This is a genomic window from Thermostichus sp. MS-CIW-40, from assembly GCF_054058315.1.
Map to the genome: position 1 here is coordinate 25,476 of NZ_JBSSAC010000025.1, position 14,962 is coordinate 40,437.

Annotated in this window: 15 protein-coding genes; 5 read left to right on the top strand and 10 right to left on the bottom strand. The window is 58.5% G+C overall.

Translation table 11 applies throughout. The features are described from left to right. Positions 1–81 precede the first annotated feature (81 nt). On the top strand, positions 82–522 hold the full coding sequence (locus ACVWXF_RS09020) for a hypothetical protein (protein ID WP_238376922.1): 441 nt from the start codon (positions 82–84) through the stop codon (positions 520–522). Continuing rightward, entirely contained in the window at positions 510–1,406 is an 897-nt protein-coding gene (locus ACVWXF_RS09025) for a sulfatase-like hydrolase/transferase (protein WP_457474217.1), read from the top strand. The genes ACVWXF_RS09020 and ACVWXF_RS09025 overlap by 13 nt, the downstream gene beginning before the upstream one ends. A gap of 153 nt (positions 1,407–1,559) precedes the next feature. On the opposite strand, the gene ACVWXF_RS09030 is transcribed toward ACVWXF_RS09025, so the two are convergent. From ACVWXF_RS09030 to ACVWXF_RS09045, 4 genes are all read right to left on the bottom strand, one after another. Beyond that, the gene (locus ACVWXF_RS09030) at positions 1,560–2,708 is read right to left on the bottom strand and encodes an AI-2E family transporter (RefSeq protein ID WP_457474218.1); all 1,149 of its coding nucleotides are present in this window, start codon (positions 2,706–2,708) and stop codon (positions 1,560–1,562) included. Between the two features lie 32 nt (positions 2,709–2,740). Beyond that, positions 2,741–3,517, bottom strand: a complete 777-nt coding sequence (fabI, locus tag ACVWXF_RS09035) for an enoyl-ACP reductase FabI (protein ID WP_011432788.1) — start codon at positions 3,515–3,517, stop codon at positions 2,741–2,743. Positions 3,518–3,736: 219 nt separating this feature from the next. Further along, the gene (gene aspS / locus ACVWXF_RS09040) at positions 3,737–5,542 is read right to left on the bottom strand and encodes an aspartate--tRNA ligase (protein WP_457474219.1); all 1,806 of its coding nucleotides are present in this window, start codon (positions 5,540–5,542) and stop codon (positions 3,737–3,739) included. A 72-nt stretch (positions 5,543–5,614) separates the two neighbouring features. After that, positions 5,615–6,553 (bottom strand): metal ABC transporter solute-binding protein, Zn/Mn family, encoded by a 939-nt coding sequence (locus tag ACVWXF_RS09045; protein ID WP_457474220.1) that lies wholly within the window; start codon positions 6,551–6,553, stop codon positions 5,615–5,617. A gap of 63 nt (positions 6,554–6,616) precedes the next feature. Between ACVWXF_RS09045 and ACVWXF_RS09050 the strand changes: the two genes are divergently transcribed. Continuing rightward, entirely contained in the window at positions 6,617–7,378 is a 762-nt protein-coding gene (locus tag ACVWXF_RS09050) for a metal ABC transporter ATP-binding protein (protein WP_457474221.1), read from the top strand. Positions 7,379–7,670: 292 nt separating this feature from the next. Continuing rightward, a complete protein-coding gene (locus ACVWXF_RS09055) occupies positions 7,671–8,504 on the top strand; it encodes a metal ABC transporter permease (RefSeq protein ID WP_457474226.1) in 834 nt (277 codons plus the stop codon). A 75-nt stretch (positions 8,505–8,579) separates the two neighbouring features. On the opposite strand, the gene ACVWXF_RS09060 is transcribed toward ACVWXF_RS09055, so the two are convergent. From ACVWXF_RS09060 to ACVWXF_RS09070, 3 genes are all read right to left on the bottom strand, one after another. Then, entirely contained in the window at positions 8,580–8,867 is a 288-nt protein-coding gene (locus ACVWXF_RS09060) for an RNA recognition motif domain-containing protein (protein WP_414329140.1), read from the bottom strand. Positions 8,868–9,063: 196 nt separating this feature from the next. Then, positions 9,064–9,846: a 16S rRNA (guanine(527)-N(7))-methyltransferase RsmG gene (gene rsmG / locus ACVWXF_RS09065; protein ID WP_457474222.1), complete on the bottom strand. Its 783-nt coding sequence runs from the start codon at positions 9,844–9,846 to the stop codon at positions 9,064–9,066. Further along, the gene (locus tag ACVWXF_RS09070; protein WP_457474223.1) at positions 9,843–10,832 is read right to left on the bottom strand and encodes a hypothetical protein; all 990 of its coding nucleotides are present in this window, start codon (positions 10,830–10,832) and stop codon (positions 9,843–9,845) included. The genes rsmG and ACVWXF_RS09070 overlap by 4 nt, the downstream gene beginning before the upstream one ends. A 420-nt stretch (positions 10,833–11,252) precedes the next feature. Between ACVWXF_RS09070 and guaA the strand changes: the two genes are divergently transcribed. Beyond that, positions 11,253–12,803: a glutamine-hydrolyzing GMP synthase gene (gene guaA / locus ACVWXF_RS09075; protein ID WP_414331898.1), complete on the top strand. Its 1,551-nt coding sequence runs from the start codon at positions 11,253–11,255 to the stop codon at positions 12,801–12,803. A 45-nt stretch (positions 12,804–12,848) separates the two neighbouring features. Here guaA and ACVWXF_RS09080 read toward each other — a convergent pair whose 3' ends face one another. The 3 genes from ACVWXF_RS09080 to ACVWXF_RS09090 all read right to left on the bottom strand — a co-directional run bounded on the left by ACVWXF_RS09080 (position 12,849) and on the right by ACVWXF_RS09090 (position 14,528). Then, the gene (locus ACVWXF_RS09080) at positions 12,849–13,070 is read right to left on the bottom strand and encodes a hypothetical protein (RefSeq protein ID WP_011432797.1); all 222 of its coding nucleotides are present in this window, start codon (positions 13,068–13,070) and stop codon (positions 12,849–12,851) included. A 2-nt stretch (positions 13,071–13,072) separates the two neighbouring features. Beyond that, the gene (locus ACVWXF_RS09085) at positions 13,073–13,399 is read right to left on the bottom strand and encodes a hypothetical protein (protein WP_414329244.1); all 327 of its coding nucleotides are present in this window, start codon (positions 13,397–13,399) and stop codon (positions 13,073–13,075) included. 91 nt (positions 13,400–13,490) lie between these two features. Beyond that, entirely contained in the window at positions 13,491–14,528 is a 1,038-nt protein-coding gene (locus tag ACVWXF_RS09090) for a CobW family GTP-binding protein (RefSeq protein ID WP_457474224.1), read from the bottom strand. Between the last annotated feature and the right edge of the window lie 434 nt (positions 14,529–14,962).

Here is a 14,962-nt window from a genome sequence, read left to right on the forward strand (position 1 = left end):
GGTAGGGTTGAGGCCATGCAAGAATTTCGTCCCGCTAACGCGATCAGAAACCTTCGCTTCATACTCCTGGGCTTGTGGATCTTGAGCCTGCTCGTTCTCCTCATCCAAAACTGGGGATCCCCGGCAAGGGTTGTGGTGGGTGGGCAATCGGGATCCCCGCTTCCTCTATCGTTGGTGCTATTGGCCTCTTATGGGGCAGGGATGGGGCTGGGATTTTTGTATGTAGGCTCCTGGCGATTGCACGACCGGGTGTTCCAGCGACAGGCAATCCGTAAGTTAACTCAGTTGAGCGACCGAGTTCGCTTTTTGGAAGCCCAGCTGATTCCCCCCGACCACTATTTGCCCCAAGATCTGCCGGAGTACGAGCCGGATCCCCAAGCAGGCCGCTATTCCTATTCCAATATCCCGCCGGAACGCATTCGCGATCCCGCTCCTGAGGACGACGATGCGGCAGCAGCTCCCAACTGGCGGATTGTCCAGCGGCCCTACGCCGACGAGGAGGAGGAAGGATGGGATTCCTAAACTGGTGGAAATCGTCTGCCGCTCCTGCGTCTGAGCCCGACCCCCGCCCTGAACCGCGGGGACAGAACAACTATCTGCTCATCGTCCTAGACAGTTGCCGCTTCGACAGCCTGCTGGCGGCCAACCCCAAGCACTTGCTGAAGTTGGGCCCTCTGGAAAAGCGCTGGAGCTACGCTTCCTGGACGGCCCCTGCCCATTACAACCTGCTCATGGGCCTGCTGCCCCACACCAGCCCCATCCACGTTTTTGCGTCCGAGCACTACAAGCAAGATTATCTGCGCTACAACGAGCGGCTCGGCACCCGGCAACCCATTGAGTTCAAGCATCTGCTGCCTCATCTCTATTTGCCGACGCTGCTGAAGCATCAACTGGGCTACACCACCCACGCCATGGTCTCCATGCCGGTGCTCAACCCCAGCACGCTGCTGAATCGGGATTTCGATTCCTACCGCCTCATGCCCCAGCACAACGATATGGCGGCCATGGTGGAACAGTTGCGCTTCGAGCCGGATCGCCCCAGCTTTTACCTGTTAAACGTGGGCGAAACTCACTATCCCTACGCGCTGCCCGATGAGGATCCCAGCTTGTGGCCCCGCATCTCGGGGGTGAATGGGGTGTTGAAGCGCCTGGATGAGGGAGGAGAAGCAGGGATCCCCTTTTTCGATTCGGCCCAGTTGGAAGAGCTACGGCAGCGACAGATCCAGGCGGTGCGCTACCTGGATGGGATCTTTGAACAGCTGTTCGACCTGGTTCCCAAAAACACCTACATCACGGTTACAGCCGATCACGGCGAACTGTTTGGGGAGGGAGGCTACTTCGGCCACGGCCCTATCCACCACGAAAAAGTGCTGGAGGTGCCTTTTATCGAGGGCAAGATTCGCTAGGATGAGGCCCTCACCCCCAGCCCCTCTCCCTGAGGACAAGGGTGGCCATCGATAGCCCAGCAACTGGGCTTACCAGGATTGAGCCTCTGTTTGCCTGCCGGTTAACGCAATCGCCTGAATCGCATGGGCAGAGCCTCTTCCCTTTTGGAGCAGCTAGATCTGCTGGGTCTCCGGCTTGGGCAGGGTAGGATCCCGGCGGGGTTCGCCGTTGGCGCTACTCGGACGGAGCCCTTGCGGGGATCCTTTTACACCGGAACCCAACCCATCTTCGGCGGCCAGGTCGGCAGAGCGGGCGATCTCGTAAAGGCTTTTCACCACACTGCTGAGGGGAATGGCGACGATCACGCCCAGGATGCCCCCCAGTTGCGCCCCCACCAACAGGGCAATCAAGATCCACACTGGATTTAGCCCGATCAGCTCTCCCATCAGGCGGGGGGCGATGACCCGATCCTTCACCTGCTGCACGATCAGGGAAACCAGCACCACTTTAAGGCTGAGCCAAATGTCCTGAAAGGCCAGCAACACCGCCGCCGCCCCAATGCCAATCACCCCCCCCACCAGGGGGATGACCTCCAGCAGGCCGATCAGCAGGCCAAACAGGAGCCCAAAAGGTACCCGCAAAAACCCAAAAACCGGCACCAGCATCAGGGCCATGATGAACCCCAACACCAACTGGCTGATGAGGAAGTTCTGAAAGCTGAGGGCTAGGGCTTCGCCAATGCGCGGCCCCCAAGGTTTGGGGAAGAGGCTGAGCAACCCCTGCCAGAACTGGCCCCCGTAGAGCAGCATGTAGAGGGCCAACACCAGCACCAGCACCAAGTCGATCACCTGGTTAAAGGTACCCAAGAGAATGTCCAGTGATTGCCCGGCGATTTTTTCGGCGCTGGCCTGCAGGCGGTTGAGAAGGGTATTGACCAGCTCCGTCTGGCCGAGGTTGATGTTGCGCTCGGCGGCCCAAAGGCTAATCTGGTCGAGCCAATTTTGTAAGGTGTCCACCCACTCTGGGATCCGCGCCCCCAGCTGCACCACTTGCTTGGCCAAGACCGGCACCACGGCGATCCCCACCAAGACCAGCAGCACCACCGAGAGAGCAAAGACCAGGGTGACCGCCAAACCTCGACTGACCCGATAGCGCCGCAGCACCTGCACCGGGTAGTTGAGCAAAAAGGCCAGCACCGCCGCTGTCAGGATGGTGGTGAGCAAATGCCCAAACAGCCGACCCACCTGTATGGCCAGCCAGCCGCTGATGACGATCAAGATCCAGGTGAGCAGCAACCGCTGCAAGGGTGAGAAGCGATTCATGCCGGAGCCATCCCCAAGGGATCCCAAAGCGCTTAAAAACCCAGGATGCTATACCCACTATCCACGTAGATCACCTGGCCGGTAATGCCGCTGGCCAGGTCGCTGGCCAGAAAAGCCGCCACATTGCCCACCTCTATTTGAGTGACATTGCGCCGTAGGGGAGCTTTCTCCTCCACAGCATGCAGCATGGCATGAAAATCGGAAATGGCCGATGAGGCCAAGGTGCGGATTGGGCCGGCAGAAATGGCGTTCACCCGGATCCCGGCAGGGCCCAGCTCGGCAGCCAGGTAGCGGACACAGGTTTCCAGGCCCGCTTTGGTGACGGCAGCCATGTTGTAGTTGGGCACCACTCGCACTCCTCCCAAGTAGGTCAAGGTGAGGACACTGCTGCCGGATCTCAGTAGGGGCTTGGCAGCCCGGCAGAGGGCAATCAGGGAGTAGGTGCTCACATCCATGGCCAGGGCAAACCCCTCCCGCGAGATATCGCTGAAGTTGCCGCTCAGCTCCTCTTTTTTGACATAGGCCAGGCAGTGAACCAGAATATCGACCTGACCCCATTTTTCGGTTACCCCCTGAAACAGATCGCTGATCTGCTGATCGCTTTGCACGTCGCAGGGGAGGAGAAAATCTGGCTGCAAGGGATCCGTGAGTTGCTGAACTTTGGTTTTGAAGCGATCCCGCTCGTCCGGCAGATAGGTAACCCCTAGGCTGGCCCCCGCTTTGTGCAGTTGCTGAGCAATGCCCCAGGCAATGGAGCGCTCGTTGGCAATGCCGGTTACCAAGGCTTTCTTTCCCGTCAGCTGTAGCATGGCAAAAAAAGTAGGGGTGTATTCCTTTCTATCCTCCCACAGGTGGGAGCTGGGGCTGGGAGAAGGGATCCCAGGCACTCCTGAACTCCCGTTAAAAAGGCCCGGCTTCCACAATGAAAGTCCTTTTGGTTGAAAAGGAATATTGTCTGCTGGATCTCCGCAGCCCTGTTACCCGTGCCGAAATCATCGAGCACCCGTGGTCGTTGGAAGATACCTCCCTCAACCGGGCTGATAGGTGGAAGCAACGTGCAGTTCCTTGAGCTGCTTCGCCTCAACGCTGGAAGGAGCGCCGGTGAGCAAACATCGCGCCTGCTGGGTTTTGGGAAAGGCGATGACATCCCGGATGGAATCTTCCCCGGCCAGCAACATCACCAGCCGATCCAGGCCGTAGGCAATGCCGCCGTGGGGCGGGGTGCCATACTCAAAGGCTTCCAACAAAAAGCCAAACTTGTCCCGCGCCTGTTCGGGGGTGAGGCCAATCGCTTGAAAAACCTGCTCCTGAATTTCCCGCTGGTAAATCCGCAGGGATCCCCCTCCTACTTCCACGCCGTTCCACACCAGGTCATAAGCCTGGGCCCGCGCCGTTTTCAGGTCGGCCAAGTCGTCGGGGTGGGGGGCGGTAAAGGGGTGGTGCAGGGCTTCCAGGCGATTTTCTTCGGCGTTGAACTCAAACATGGGAAAGTCGGTGATCCAGAGGAGATTCAAGGCGTTCTCTGGGATCAAACCCAGCTCCTGGCCCAGGTGCAGCCGCAGCCGGCCCAAAGACTCGTTCACCACTGCCGCCGGCCCTGCCCCAAACAGCAACAGATCCCCTGGCTTGGCCTGGGTGAGATCCAGCAACCGCTTCTCCTGCTCGGGGCTCAAGCTCTCTTTCAGGGCGCCGATGGTATCGAGGCTGTCGGGCCGCACCCGGATAAAGGCCAAGCCGCCCGCCCCATACTGGGTGACCAGCTTGAACAGATCCCCGCCTGGTTTGATGCGGGTGTTGGAGATCTTTTCATCGCCGCCGGGCACTGGCAGGATTTTGATCAAACCGCCCTCAGCCAGCACTTTGGCGAAGACTTTGAATCGGGATCCCTGAAACACCTCCGAAACATCCACCAACTCCATCCCAAAGCGGGTGTCAGGCTTGTCGGAGCCGTAGCGGGCCATGGCCTCGGCATAGGTCAGGCGCGGGAAGGGACGGGGCAGGTGGATCCCTTTGACAGTTTTGAAGATATGGCAGATCAGTCGCTCGTTGAGCTCCAGGATCCCTTCTTGATCCATGAAGCTCATCTCCATGTCCAACTGGGTGAACTCCGGCTGCCGATCTGCCCGCAGATCCTCATCCCGAAAGCAGCGGGCGATCTGGTAGTAGCGATCCACGCCAGCCACCATCAGCAGCTGCTTAAAGAGCTGGGGCGACTGCGGCAGGGCAAACCACTCGCCGGGGTTGACGCGGCTGGGCACCAGGTAGTCTCTGGCCCCTTCTGGGGTGGAGCGGGTGAGAATGGGAGTCTCCACCTCGACAAAGCCCTCCTCGTCTTCTAGGAAACGGCGGATGGCCTGGATGACCCGGTGGCGCAGTTGCAGGTTACGGGACATGCGCTCCCGCCGCAAATCCAGGTAGCGATAGCGCAGGCGGATCTCTTCTCGCACTTCCTCTGCTTCTTCTCCCGAGACGCTGAAGGGGAGCTGCTTGCCGACTGGACTGAGCACTTCCAACTGTTCGGCGTAGATCTCGACCTCGCCGGTGGCCAGGCGAGGGTTGAAGGAGTCGGGGGGCCGTTGCTGGACAGTTCCCGTTACCCGCACCACATATTCGTTGCGCACTTCCCCCGCCAGTGGATATGACTGCGGAGTTTTCTGCGGATCCGCCACCAGTTGCACAATGCCAGAGCGATCCCGCAAATCCAGAAAGATCACCCCCCCGTGGTCGCGGCGGCGGTCGATCCAGCCGTAGAGGGTGACGGTCTGGCCAATGTGGGCCGGGCGGACTTCGCCACAGTAGAGGGTGCGGGTCGGGCGACGGATGGCAGCAGGCATGGAAGAGGTGAGAGAACAAGGGTCTGAGCCCCTATCATACAAAACTCAGACCTCCTGCCTCGACTCAGCTTCTCAAGAGCATTCAGGGGATCCGCCCAGGGCTACCACAATCGTGCAGGTGTTGTGGCGCATCATGGCAACGTAAGTTTCGGTGCCGCTGCCTGGCTCCCCCAAAGAGTCCGAGTACAGTTTCTGTTCGGCTACCTTGACCCCGGCTTCGGTGGCCACTGTTTGGATCAGGGCCGGGTTGAGGGTGGTCTCGGCAAAGACAGCCGGCACCTGTAGAGCGCGGATCTCGGCCACCAACCGGGCCACAGTCTGGGCGCTGGGCTGTTCTTCGGTGCTGATCCCCAGAAGGGATCCCCCCATTTTCAGGCCGTAGGCTTGGGTGTAGTAGGCAAAGGCATCGTGAGTGGTCACCAAAACCCGGTTGGGAGGGGGGATGGTCTGAATTTGCTCCCCAATCCAGGCATGAAGCTCCTCCAGCTCTGCTCGATAGGCAGCAGCATTGGTTTGGAAGAAGGTCGCCTCGCCAGGCACCTGTTCCGCCAGCTCTTGGGCGATGCGCTCCACCATGCGGATGACGTTTTCCACATTGCCCCACACGTGGGGGTCGGGAGTGGGGATCCCATCCTCCTCATTGGTGACGATGGGATCGAGGATCTCGGCCAAGGCAACCCGCCGCGCTCCTTGGGCCGTGGCTTCGATGAGACGCATCAACCCCGGCTCCAGGTTGTAGCCGTTGTAAAACACCAAGTCTGCCCGCTCTAGGGCCATCCCATCCGCCGGTGCCGGCTCGTAGATGTGGGGATCCATCCCCGGCTGCAGCAGGCTGGTGAGCTGGATGCGATCTTGGCCCACCTGCTCCACCCAATCGGCGATCAACGTAGTGGTAGCCACAACGCGGGGACGCGCCCAACCCGAACCGGCTAGGGCCAGAAAACTGCTGATCGCCAAGCCGAAGGCCGCTACCCAACGGCGCCGCCCCCAAAGGAAGACAGGACTTTTCATTATTGTTTCATGATTTAGGTACCCCTTTAGGGTACACTGGACTTACTCGAAAATGAAAACAAAATGAAAAATCAACTTCCTCCTCTCCCTCTTGGTCCGGCCAGGGGATCCCTGGTGGTGCGGGATCTGACGGTGCGTTACGGCAGCCTGCGGGTGCTGCAAGGGATCCAAGCTGAAATCGCGCCGGGGCGCATCACGGGCATCCTCGGGCCCAACGGGGCCGGCAAAAGCACCTTTCTCAAGGGGCTGTTGGGGTTGGTGCCGCTGGAACGGGGGGAAGTGCGCTACGGCGGACAAGCGCTGCGGGGAGACCAAGTGGCCTATGTACCCCAGCGCTCGGCCATCGACTGGACGTTTCCCGCCACGGTGTGGGATGTGGTGTTGATGGGGCAGGTGAGAGCTGCTGGCTGGTTTCGCCGCATCGGGAAAAAGGGGCAGCAGCGGGCTGCTCAAGCCCTGGAGCGGGTGGGGATGGGGGCCTACCGGGATCGCCCCATTGGAAAGCTGTCGGGGGGACAACAGCAGCGGGTGTTCCTGGCGCGGGCCTTGGCGCAAGAAGCGGAGATCTACGCCCTTGACGAACCTTTTGCCGGGATCGACCAGCCCAGCGAAGCTATTTTGTTCCAGGTGTTGCGGGAGCTGGCAGATGCCGGCCACATCGTGATGGTGGTGCACCACGATTTGGGGCAGGCCCGGGCCTACTTCGACGAAGTGCTCCTCCTCAACCGTGTCTTAATTGCCCAGGGATCCCCGCGGGAGGTGTTGCAGCCAGCGGTGTTGCAGCGGGCCTATGGCCGAGCCCTGCTGCTGGACTCAGCTGCCTAGGGAGCATGCCTCTAACCCCCAAAACCCTGAACTTTGCTGAATTTACTGAGCTTTAGGCGGTTTGGCAAAAGTCATTGAGAGGGATATAGTAGACCAAGTTTCCCCCTGATCCTTGAGTCCACCGCAACGGTTGCCGGGAAGTGAAGGGGGAAAGCGCTCGGGGGGTATTCCTCAGGGCTTTGCGGGATACCGCCTTCCTGCTCAGAGATAGGCAGGATGCGATCGCTTCTTTCCTGAACCATGTTCAGGAGAGTTCAGCGTGAATGTATCAGAGTTTGAGGTCAACAACGTTATGGAATGGCTCTGGCACAGCCTGGCGGATCCCTTGAGTTTTGCCTTCATGCAACGGGCTCTGCTGGTGGCGGTGGCCGTCGGCATTCTCTGTGCCGTGGTGGGCAGCTATCTGCTGGTGCAAAGCTTGGCCCTCCTGGGGGATGCCATCAGCCATTCGCTGCTGCCGGGCCTGGCCATTGCCTACATGCTGGGCCTCAACCTGTTTGTGGGAGCCTTTGTGGCCGGTCTCCTCAGCGCCCTCTTAATTCAATGGATCCGCTCCGCCAGCCCCCTCAAGCCGGATGCAGCCATGGGGATCGTCTTTTCGGCCTTTTTTGCCTTGGGGATCCTGTTGATCACTTTGATCCAACGGCGGGCTCGCATCGATCTCAACCACTTCCTCTTCGGCAACCTCCTGGGGGTGAATGCTGTCGATGTGCTGACAGTGGTGGGCATCACCCTTTTGGTGTTGGGGTTAGTGGCCCTCTTCTTCAAGGAATTGACCTTTTACAGCTTCGATCCCTTGGGGGCCAAAGCAGCCGGCCTGCCCACCGAGCGGCTGGGGTGGGGGCTGATGGTGCTCACTTCCCTGACGTTGGTGGCCAGCATGAAGGCAGTGGGCGTGCTCTTGGTGTTGGCCATGCTGATCACGCCGGCAGCAACCGCCTATCTGCTAGTGCCTCAACTGCACCAGGTGATGCTGCTGGGATCCCTGTTCGGGGTGAGCGCCAGCCTGTTGGGGATGTACGCCAGCTACTACCTCAATGTGGCCTCCGGCCCGGCCATCGTCCTGGTGGCCTCCGCCTGGTTTAGCCTGGCCTTTCTGGGCAGAGTGTTCTCAGGAACGCGCTAGAAACCAGGGATCGCAGGTCGGGATCCCTGGTTCGAACCTCATCTGAGAGAGGGTAGAAAGCGGTAGGTAGTCAACTCAAAAGCGGGAAGAGCGGCCATCCCGACTGCCGCCTGCACCGGCCTGCCGAGGCAACGCCTTGTTGACCCTCAAATCCCGGCCCATCCAAGTAGCGCCATCCAGCTCGTCGATGGCTTTTTGCTCATCAGCTTCGTTTTCCAGCTCCACAAAGGCAAAGCCCCGTTTACGGCCAGTCTCCCGATCCACTGGCAGCTTAATTTGCTTAACAGTGCCGTATTCGGCAAACACAAGCCGCAGATCTTCTTCGCTGGCCTTGAAGGACAAATTACCCACAAAAATGGTCATGGTGTAACAAACTCCGAACCTTACCCTTTAGCGTTCAGTTCGGAGGCTCACCTGGTTAAACCATTCGCTCAATCCGAACCTCATGCCAACCACATCTTAGTCTTCCCAATGGCATTTGCAAAGCCATCCTTCCAGCTTTTTGTCCGAGAATTGGGAGAAGCTTTTGTAGCAAGATGGAAACTCAGGATCCTAACCTTCATGGGCGATTGCTTTGGCCCAACGGTTGGCGTTTGGGAGTGCCGGGAGAGCGGGGATAAGGAGGCGGCGTGGGGGCCACTTTCTCCAGCAATAGGCAGTGGCGCACCCCACGGCTGCGGGGTGTGGTGAAGGCTTCTACATGGATCAGTTTTCCGCCCAGGATCTTGAGGGCCCGCTCCAGCGTTTGGGCTTCTGCCTCCGTCCAATGGCCACGATAGAGAATGGCACGCCCCCCTACTTTGAGCAGTGGCAGGCAATACTCGGCGCAGGTCTCCGCCGAGGCCAGGGCCCTGGCCAGAGCAATATCATAGCTGCCCCGTTCCTGCGGGTCTTGCCCCCAAATTTCGGCCCGTTGAGCCACCGCCCGCGCTTGGGTGAGGGAGAGCCTTTGCAAGGTGTCCTGCACAAAGGCAATCTTGCGTTGGGTGCTGTCCAGCAGGGTAAAGCGGGCTTGGGGCAGGGCAATTTGGGCCGGGATCCCTGGAAACCCTGCCCCGGTGCCGATGTCGATCCCCCGCCAGGGCTGAGCTTGGATTGCCTCCCAGGATCCCAGCAGGCGCAGGCCCCGCAGAGAATCCCACAGGTGTTTCTCCCAAAAGTCGATGGGATCGGTGATGCGGGTCAGGTTCTGGGTTCGGTTTCCGGCCATCACCAGCGGATAGAGCTGTTGCAGTTGTTGCTGCTGCTGTTCAGAAGGCTGCCAACCCAGCTCCGCCAGCCAGCTTTCCCACAGGGCCTTGAGCTCTGGAGGCTCAGAGGAAGGAGCGTCAGCCTTCTTCATCCCAGGGATCCCAGTTTCAATCCAGCGGGGATGGCTCTGTCGGCCCAGCCTTTCAGCTCTTGGGTCAAGCCCTGCAAAGAACGGTCGGTGCCCAGCAGCTCTTGGTTTAAGCAAACCAACTCCTGCAAATCCAGCTCCTGACAGCTGGCCCAATCTTCCGCCAGCAAGTTAATCGGCTGCGGCTGAGCCTGAAGCAACTGATGAGAGGCCAACTCCAGCTCTACATTCAAAAGCACCTGCTCCAACCGCTCTACCCGCTCCTGCATTTGCGCCAGCAGGGCTGCCAACTGCTGACAGCAATGGTGAACCCGCTGAGCATAGACCTTGAGCGGCAGGGTCAGCGGCAGCAACGACTCAGACAACAGTTGAATCAGGTGCTGGGCCTCCAGTTCTTCCAGTTGCAGGTCTTGCCAAATGGCGTGGTAAAGATGAAGCGAGCGACGACAGGTTTCCAGGCGCTGGTAGCAGGGCTGTAATACAGAACCGCGCAGCTCCTGCAGATAGTCGGCCCACAGTTGCCCAGCCTCTACTACCCAACCTGTCTGGAAAAAACTCCACCCCTGGGCCAACAGCCAACTGATCAACAGGCCCGCCAACAATTGGTTTTTTTGTCGCAACAGGAAAGGCGAAAGGTGCTCTCCCCAAACGGCTAACCCCAGCCAGATCAGGGCAGCCAAAGTCAAATGGGGCAAGCTGATCATCTCGGCCAACAGCTGGGCAGACCAGCGCTGGCGCAGCATCCAGATCACCCCGGCGCCCAAGCTGTACAGCCCTCCCCCCAACAGCGGGATCAACACCAGCCACAGGGGTTGTCCCCTCCACAGGTGCGATAGTGACCCATCTTCGCCCAGCGCATCCCAACTGAGCAAGTACAAAGCCAGCAGAGCCAAAACCACGACCCAGCCCTGCTGTCGCTTGAGACGGCGGGCTAGAAGACGACGGCGGCGGCGCAGATAGGTTTGAAAGGACTCGGCAACAATCGACATAAAAAAATGGCACTGCGGATCCCTACCAATACCCCCACCGGCCTGGAGTGCTCCTTCACGATCATAAGTCTTAACTTTGCTAGGTCATCTGGCTTCTGTATTGCGTTGTTGGCGGGAGTCATGCCCAGCCGGTGGCCAGCTTTTTCAGGGGCTCATCAGGCGGTTTTTCGGCGAGACTCCTCCGAGAAGCGCTGTTTTCTCGGCAAGCCTGACAGAGGCTTTTTAGAGCAGGCAGCCGCGTGCAAGCTCTCCACCCCTGTTACCATGGAAGAGCCCTTAATGTTTCTTTCGTATCCATCGTATCCATAGCCAAGCTAGTCTCTTGGACCGGCTTTTTTATTGTGCACTGTGCCAGGTTTTGTGATCCCTTCTGCATCTCCTCCCAGTTCCGGCCTTTCCCCCCTCGAAGTGCAGCGCCAGATGATCGTCATTCTCGATTTTGGATCCCAGTACTCTGAGCTCATTGCCCGCCGCATTCGCGAAACCCACGTCTATTCGGAAATCCTTTCCTATCGCACCACTGCTGAGCAACTGCGGCAACTGCAGCCGCAGGGCATTATCCTCTCCGGGGGCCCCAACTCGGTGTATGAGCCAGCCGCTCCGGTGTGTGACCCCGAGATTTGGAACCTAGGGATCCCGGTTCTGGGGGTGTGCTACGGCATGCAACTCATGGTGCAGCAGTTGGGGGGCAAGGTGGAAGCAGCCCAGAAGGGGGAATATGGCCGTGCCGCTCTGCACATTTTGGATCCCACCGACCTGCTCACCAACCTGCCGGAAAACAGCATCATGTGGATGAGCCACGGGGATTCGGTTACCGAACTGCCGCCGGGCTTTCACACCTTGGCCTCTACCGACAACACCCCCTGTGCCGCCATTGCCGATCCAAGGCGTCGTCTCTACGGGGTGCAATTTCATCCGGAGGTGGCCCACTCAGAGGCTGGCGCCTTTCTCATCCGCAACTTTGTCTATCACATCTGCGGTTGCGAGCCCACCTGGACAACGGCAGCTTTTCTGGAGGAAGCCATTCGAGAGGTACGTGCCCGTGTGGGCAATAAGAAGGTGCTGTTGGCCCTCTCGGGGGGGGTAGACAGCTCTACTTTGGCTTTTCTGCTGCACAAGGCCATCGGCGACCAGCTCACCTGCGTGTTCATCGACCAAGGGTTTATGCGCAAGGAAGAGCCCCAGCGGCTGCTGCGCCTTTTCCAAGAGCAATTTCACATTCCCGTCCACTACGTGGATGGCCAGGAGCGGTTTCTCCGGCAGTTGCAGGGGGTTACCGATCCCGAAGAAAAACGCAAACGAATTGGGGCAGAGTTTATTCGCGTGTTTGAGGAAGAATCCCAGCGGCTGGGTCCTTTTGAGTACTTAGCCCAAGGCACTCTTTACCCAGACGTGATCGAGTCTGCCAATACCCATGTGGATCCGGTTACTGGAGAACGCATTGCCGTCAAGATCAAAAGCCATCACAATGTCGGCGGCCTGCCCGAAAATCTGCGCTTTAAGCTGGTAGAGCCTTTGCGCAAGCTCTTCAAAGACGAGGTGCGGCAACTGGCCCGCTCTTTGGGGCTGCCGGAAGAAATTGTTGGCCGCCATCCTTTTCCCGGGCCGGGGCTGGCCATCCGCATTGTAGGCGAGGTTACCAAAGAACGGCTGGAAACCCTGCGAGAAGCGGACATGATCGTGCGGCAGGAGATCAACCGCTCCGGCTACTATCCCAAACTTTGGCAAGCCTTTGCCGTGCTGCTGCCGGAAGTGCGGTCGGTGGGGGTGATGGGGGACAAGCGCACCTATGCCTGCCCGGTGGTGGTGCGACTGGTTACCAGCGAAGACGGTATGACCGCCGATTGGGCGCGGGTTCCCTACGACCTCTTGGCCACCATTTCCAACCGCATTGTCAATGAGGTGCCCGGCATCAACCGCGTGGTTTACGACATCACCTCCAAGCCCCCTGGCACCATCGAGTGGGAGTAGGCGGGATCCCTTGCGTCTGGCCTCGATTCCCGGCTGGATCGATGGCTACCTATGGCCAGCTTCCGGCAGGGAATAGGAAGGGCTTGAGCTGAAGGGCTGAGCGGCTTGGACTTCCATTCGGGCCAAAGTCGTAGCGGCATCCGCCAGTTGCAGAGCAAGGTTGGCACGGCTAATCGGATCCCGGGCATTCCAGAGATCCTGTCCCAAACAAAACACCCGATAGCGAAAGGCTTTGATCGAGCGCGATGGGATGACCTTGACAGTCATGGCTACAACCTCTTCTCCACAGAGACGTGAATAGTCAGCAGAACCCGCTCGGGCTCAAGGTAAACAAATGTTACCAAAACAACCTCGTCCTCAGAGGTAATGCTTACCGGGCAGGTGGCTTTCGGGGGTTCCACCCGTTCATGCCGTACCCCCACAGTGTATTCTCCAATTGGCAGGTCATCAAATCCAGCGTCCGCATAGATCAACTCAATGGTTTCTTCCGCAATCAACTGCCCCTCTCGCTCCAGGAAACTGAGAAAAGGGATTCCATCGATGGAGGTGAGCGCGTTGTTGGCCTGATTGCGGATCATCACAAAGATGTCGGACATGGAAGGTAAGCCCTCACCTCTGGGCTTTAGGGCCAAGGCTGCTGGAATATAGCCCAACTTTCTTTAGCCTGGACCGCTGTCAATCCATGGTTCAGCGACCCAACCCTCGACCCTGTGTATCCGGACGGACAAGACAGGCCTGGAGCTTTTCCCGCAACTGGGCTGTATCGAGATGTTGACCGATGAGCACCAACTGGTTCTTGGGCTGACCCGGCCATTCATCGCTGCTGAGGGTATAGCGCCGCCCACTGAGGTGAAAGATGTGTCGTTCTGGGCTTTCCTCGAACCACAACACCCCCTTGGCGCGAAAGACTGCATCGGGCAACTCGTTGAGAAAGTTTTGGAAAGCATCCAAAGAGAAGGGCTGATCGCTCTCAAAGGCTAGGGAGTTAAAGCCGTCAGCCTCAATGTGGCTGTGATGGGAGTGGTGGTGGTCATGATCGTGCTCATGGTCATGGTGGTCGTGACTGTCGTGATCATGGGCTTCTTCTTGGGGCAAGGAACTGGCCTGAAACAAATCGGTATCCAAGATTAGCTCCAGGGGAACTGCGCTGTTGACGGTGCGCAAAATGCGGGCATCTTCTTTGATCTCGCGGATGCGTTTTTCCAGACGCTCGATCTCGGCTTCCTCAACCAAGTCAGTTTTGTTAAGGAGAATCACATCCCCATAGGCAATTTGGCTATAGGCCACGTCGCTGTTAAACAGATCGGGGGCAAAATTGGTGGCGTCTACCAGCGTGACAATCGAGTCTAGCCGCGTCAGGTCTCGCAATTCTGGCCCTAAAAAGGTGAGGGCAACCGGCAAAGGATCCGCCAATCCCGTGGTCTCCACCACCAAGTAGTCGATTTTGTCGGAGCGTTCCATCAACCGCAACACGCTCTCGGCGATGTCGTCCCGGATGGTGCAGCAGATGCAGCCGTTGTTCAGCTCGACCAAATCTTCTTCGCTGGAGACAATCAATTGCGCATCAATGCTGATCTCGCCGAATTCGTTGACCAGCACCGCTGTGCGCATCCCTTTTTGGTTGTTGAGGATGTGGTTGAGAAGGGTGGTTTTCCCACTGCCCAAAAAGCCCGTGATGATGGTGACAGGTAAGCCTCGCTTGGGCACTTCGATGGTTACGGTCATAGAGTGGCAGCGATCCGATATAGAGGGAACTCTTCCACTTTATCCTCTTGTCCTCATTGCCCTAGCTGTCTGAAGCCGATTAAACCCTTCAGATGCGATCAGTAGAGCCTTTGCGCCTCGGCATTGGCGGCAGCCTTGGCTGTCTGAACTGGATGGTCTCTCTCTTTCCGGCTTAATCCTCCAGGGTCAGATCGCTTCCTCTAATCCCCCGGCCCTGAAAGTAGGGTTATTTCGATTCAAACTGGGACAATGCACCCAACACCTAAAACGTTGAACGCAGGGGGCCAGAGAGCTGTTCTCAGTGGCCCACGGGTCTCACCCTAACCTGAAGTGACTATCGATACAGCCTTTTAATTTAAAATAGGGTACAGGTATTCAAGAGGAAGGAGAGAAAGGAATGCCGACTCATTCTTTGGATTTGCGGCAAAGAGTTG

Excerpts from the sequence above, each read along its gene's own strand:
- ACVWXF_RS09025 (WP_457474217.1), top strand. The coding sequence starts at position 510 with ATGGGATTCCTAAACTGGTGGAAATCGTCTGCCGCTCCTGCGTCTGAG.
- ACVWXF_RS09030 (WP_457474218.1), bottom strand. The coding sequence starts at position 2,708 with ATGAATCGCTTCTCACCCTTGCAGCGGTTGCTGCTCACCTGGATCTTG.
- fabI (WP_011432788.1), bottom strand. The coding sequence starts at position 3,517 with ATGCTACAGCTGACGGGAAAGAAAGCCTTGGTAACCGGCATTGCCAAC.
- aspS (WP_457474219.1), bottom strand. The coding sequence starts at position 5,542 with ATGCCTGCTGCCATCCGTCGCCCGACCCGCACCCTCTACTGTGGCGAA.
- ACVWXF_RS09045 (WP_457474220.1), bottom strand. The coding sequence starts at position 6,553 with ATGAAAAGTCCTGTCTTCCTTTGGGGGCGGCGCCGTTGGGTAGCGGCC.
- ACVWXF_RS09050 (WP_457474221.1), top strand. The coding sequence starts at position 6,617 with ATGAAAAATCAACTTCCTCCTCTCCCTCTTGGTCCGGCCAGGGGATCC.
- ACVWXF_RS09055 (WP_457474226.1), top strand. The coding sequence starts at position 7,671 with ATGGAATGGCTCTGGCACAGCCTGGCGGATCCCTTGAGTTTTGCCTTC.
- ACVWXF_RS09060 (WP_414329140.1), bottom strand. The coding sequence starts at position 8,867 with ATGACCATTTTTGTGGGTAATTTGTCCTTCAAGGCCAGCGAAGAAGAT.
- rsmG (WP_457474222.1), bottom strand. The coding sequence starts at position 9,846 with ATGAAGAAGGCTGACGCTCCTTCCTCTGAGCCTCCAGAGCTCAAGGCC.
- ACVWXF_RS09070 (WP_457474223.1), bottom strand. The coding sequence starts at position 10,832 with ATGTCGATTGTTGCCGAGTCCTTTCAAACCTATCTGCGCCGCCGCCGT.
- guaA (WP_414331898.1), top strand. The coding sequence starts at position 11,253 with ATGATCGTCATTCTCGATTTTGGATCCCAGTACTCTGAGCTCATTGCC.
- ACVWXF_RS09080 (WP_011432797.1), bottom strand. The coding sequence starts at position 13,070 with ATGACTGTCAAGGTCATCCCATCGCGCTCGATCAAAGCCTTTCGCTAT.
- ACVWXF_RS09085 (WP_414329244.1), bottom strand. The coding sequence starts at position 13,399 with ATGTCCGACATCTTTGTGATGATCCGCAATCAGGCCAACAACGCGCTC.
- ACVWXF_RS09090 (WP_457474224.1), bottom strand. The coding sequence starts at position 14,528 with ATGACCGTAACCATCGAAGTGCCCAAGCGAGGCTTACCTGTCACCATC.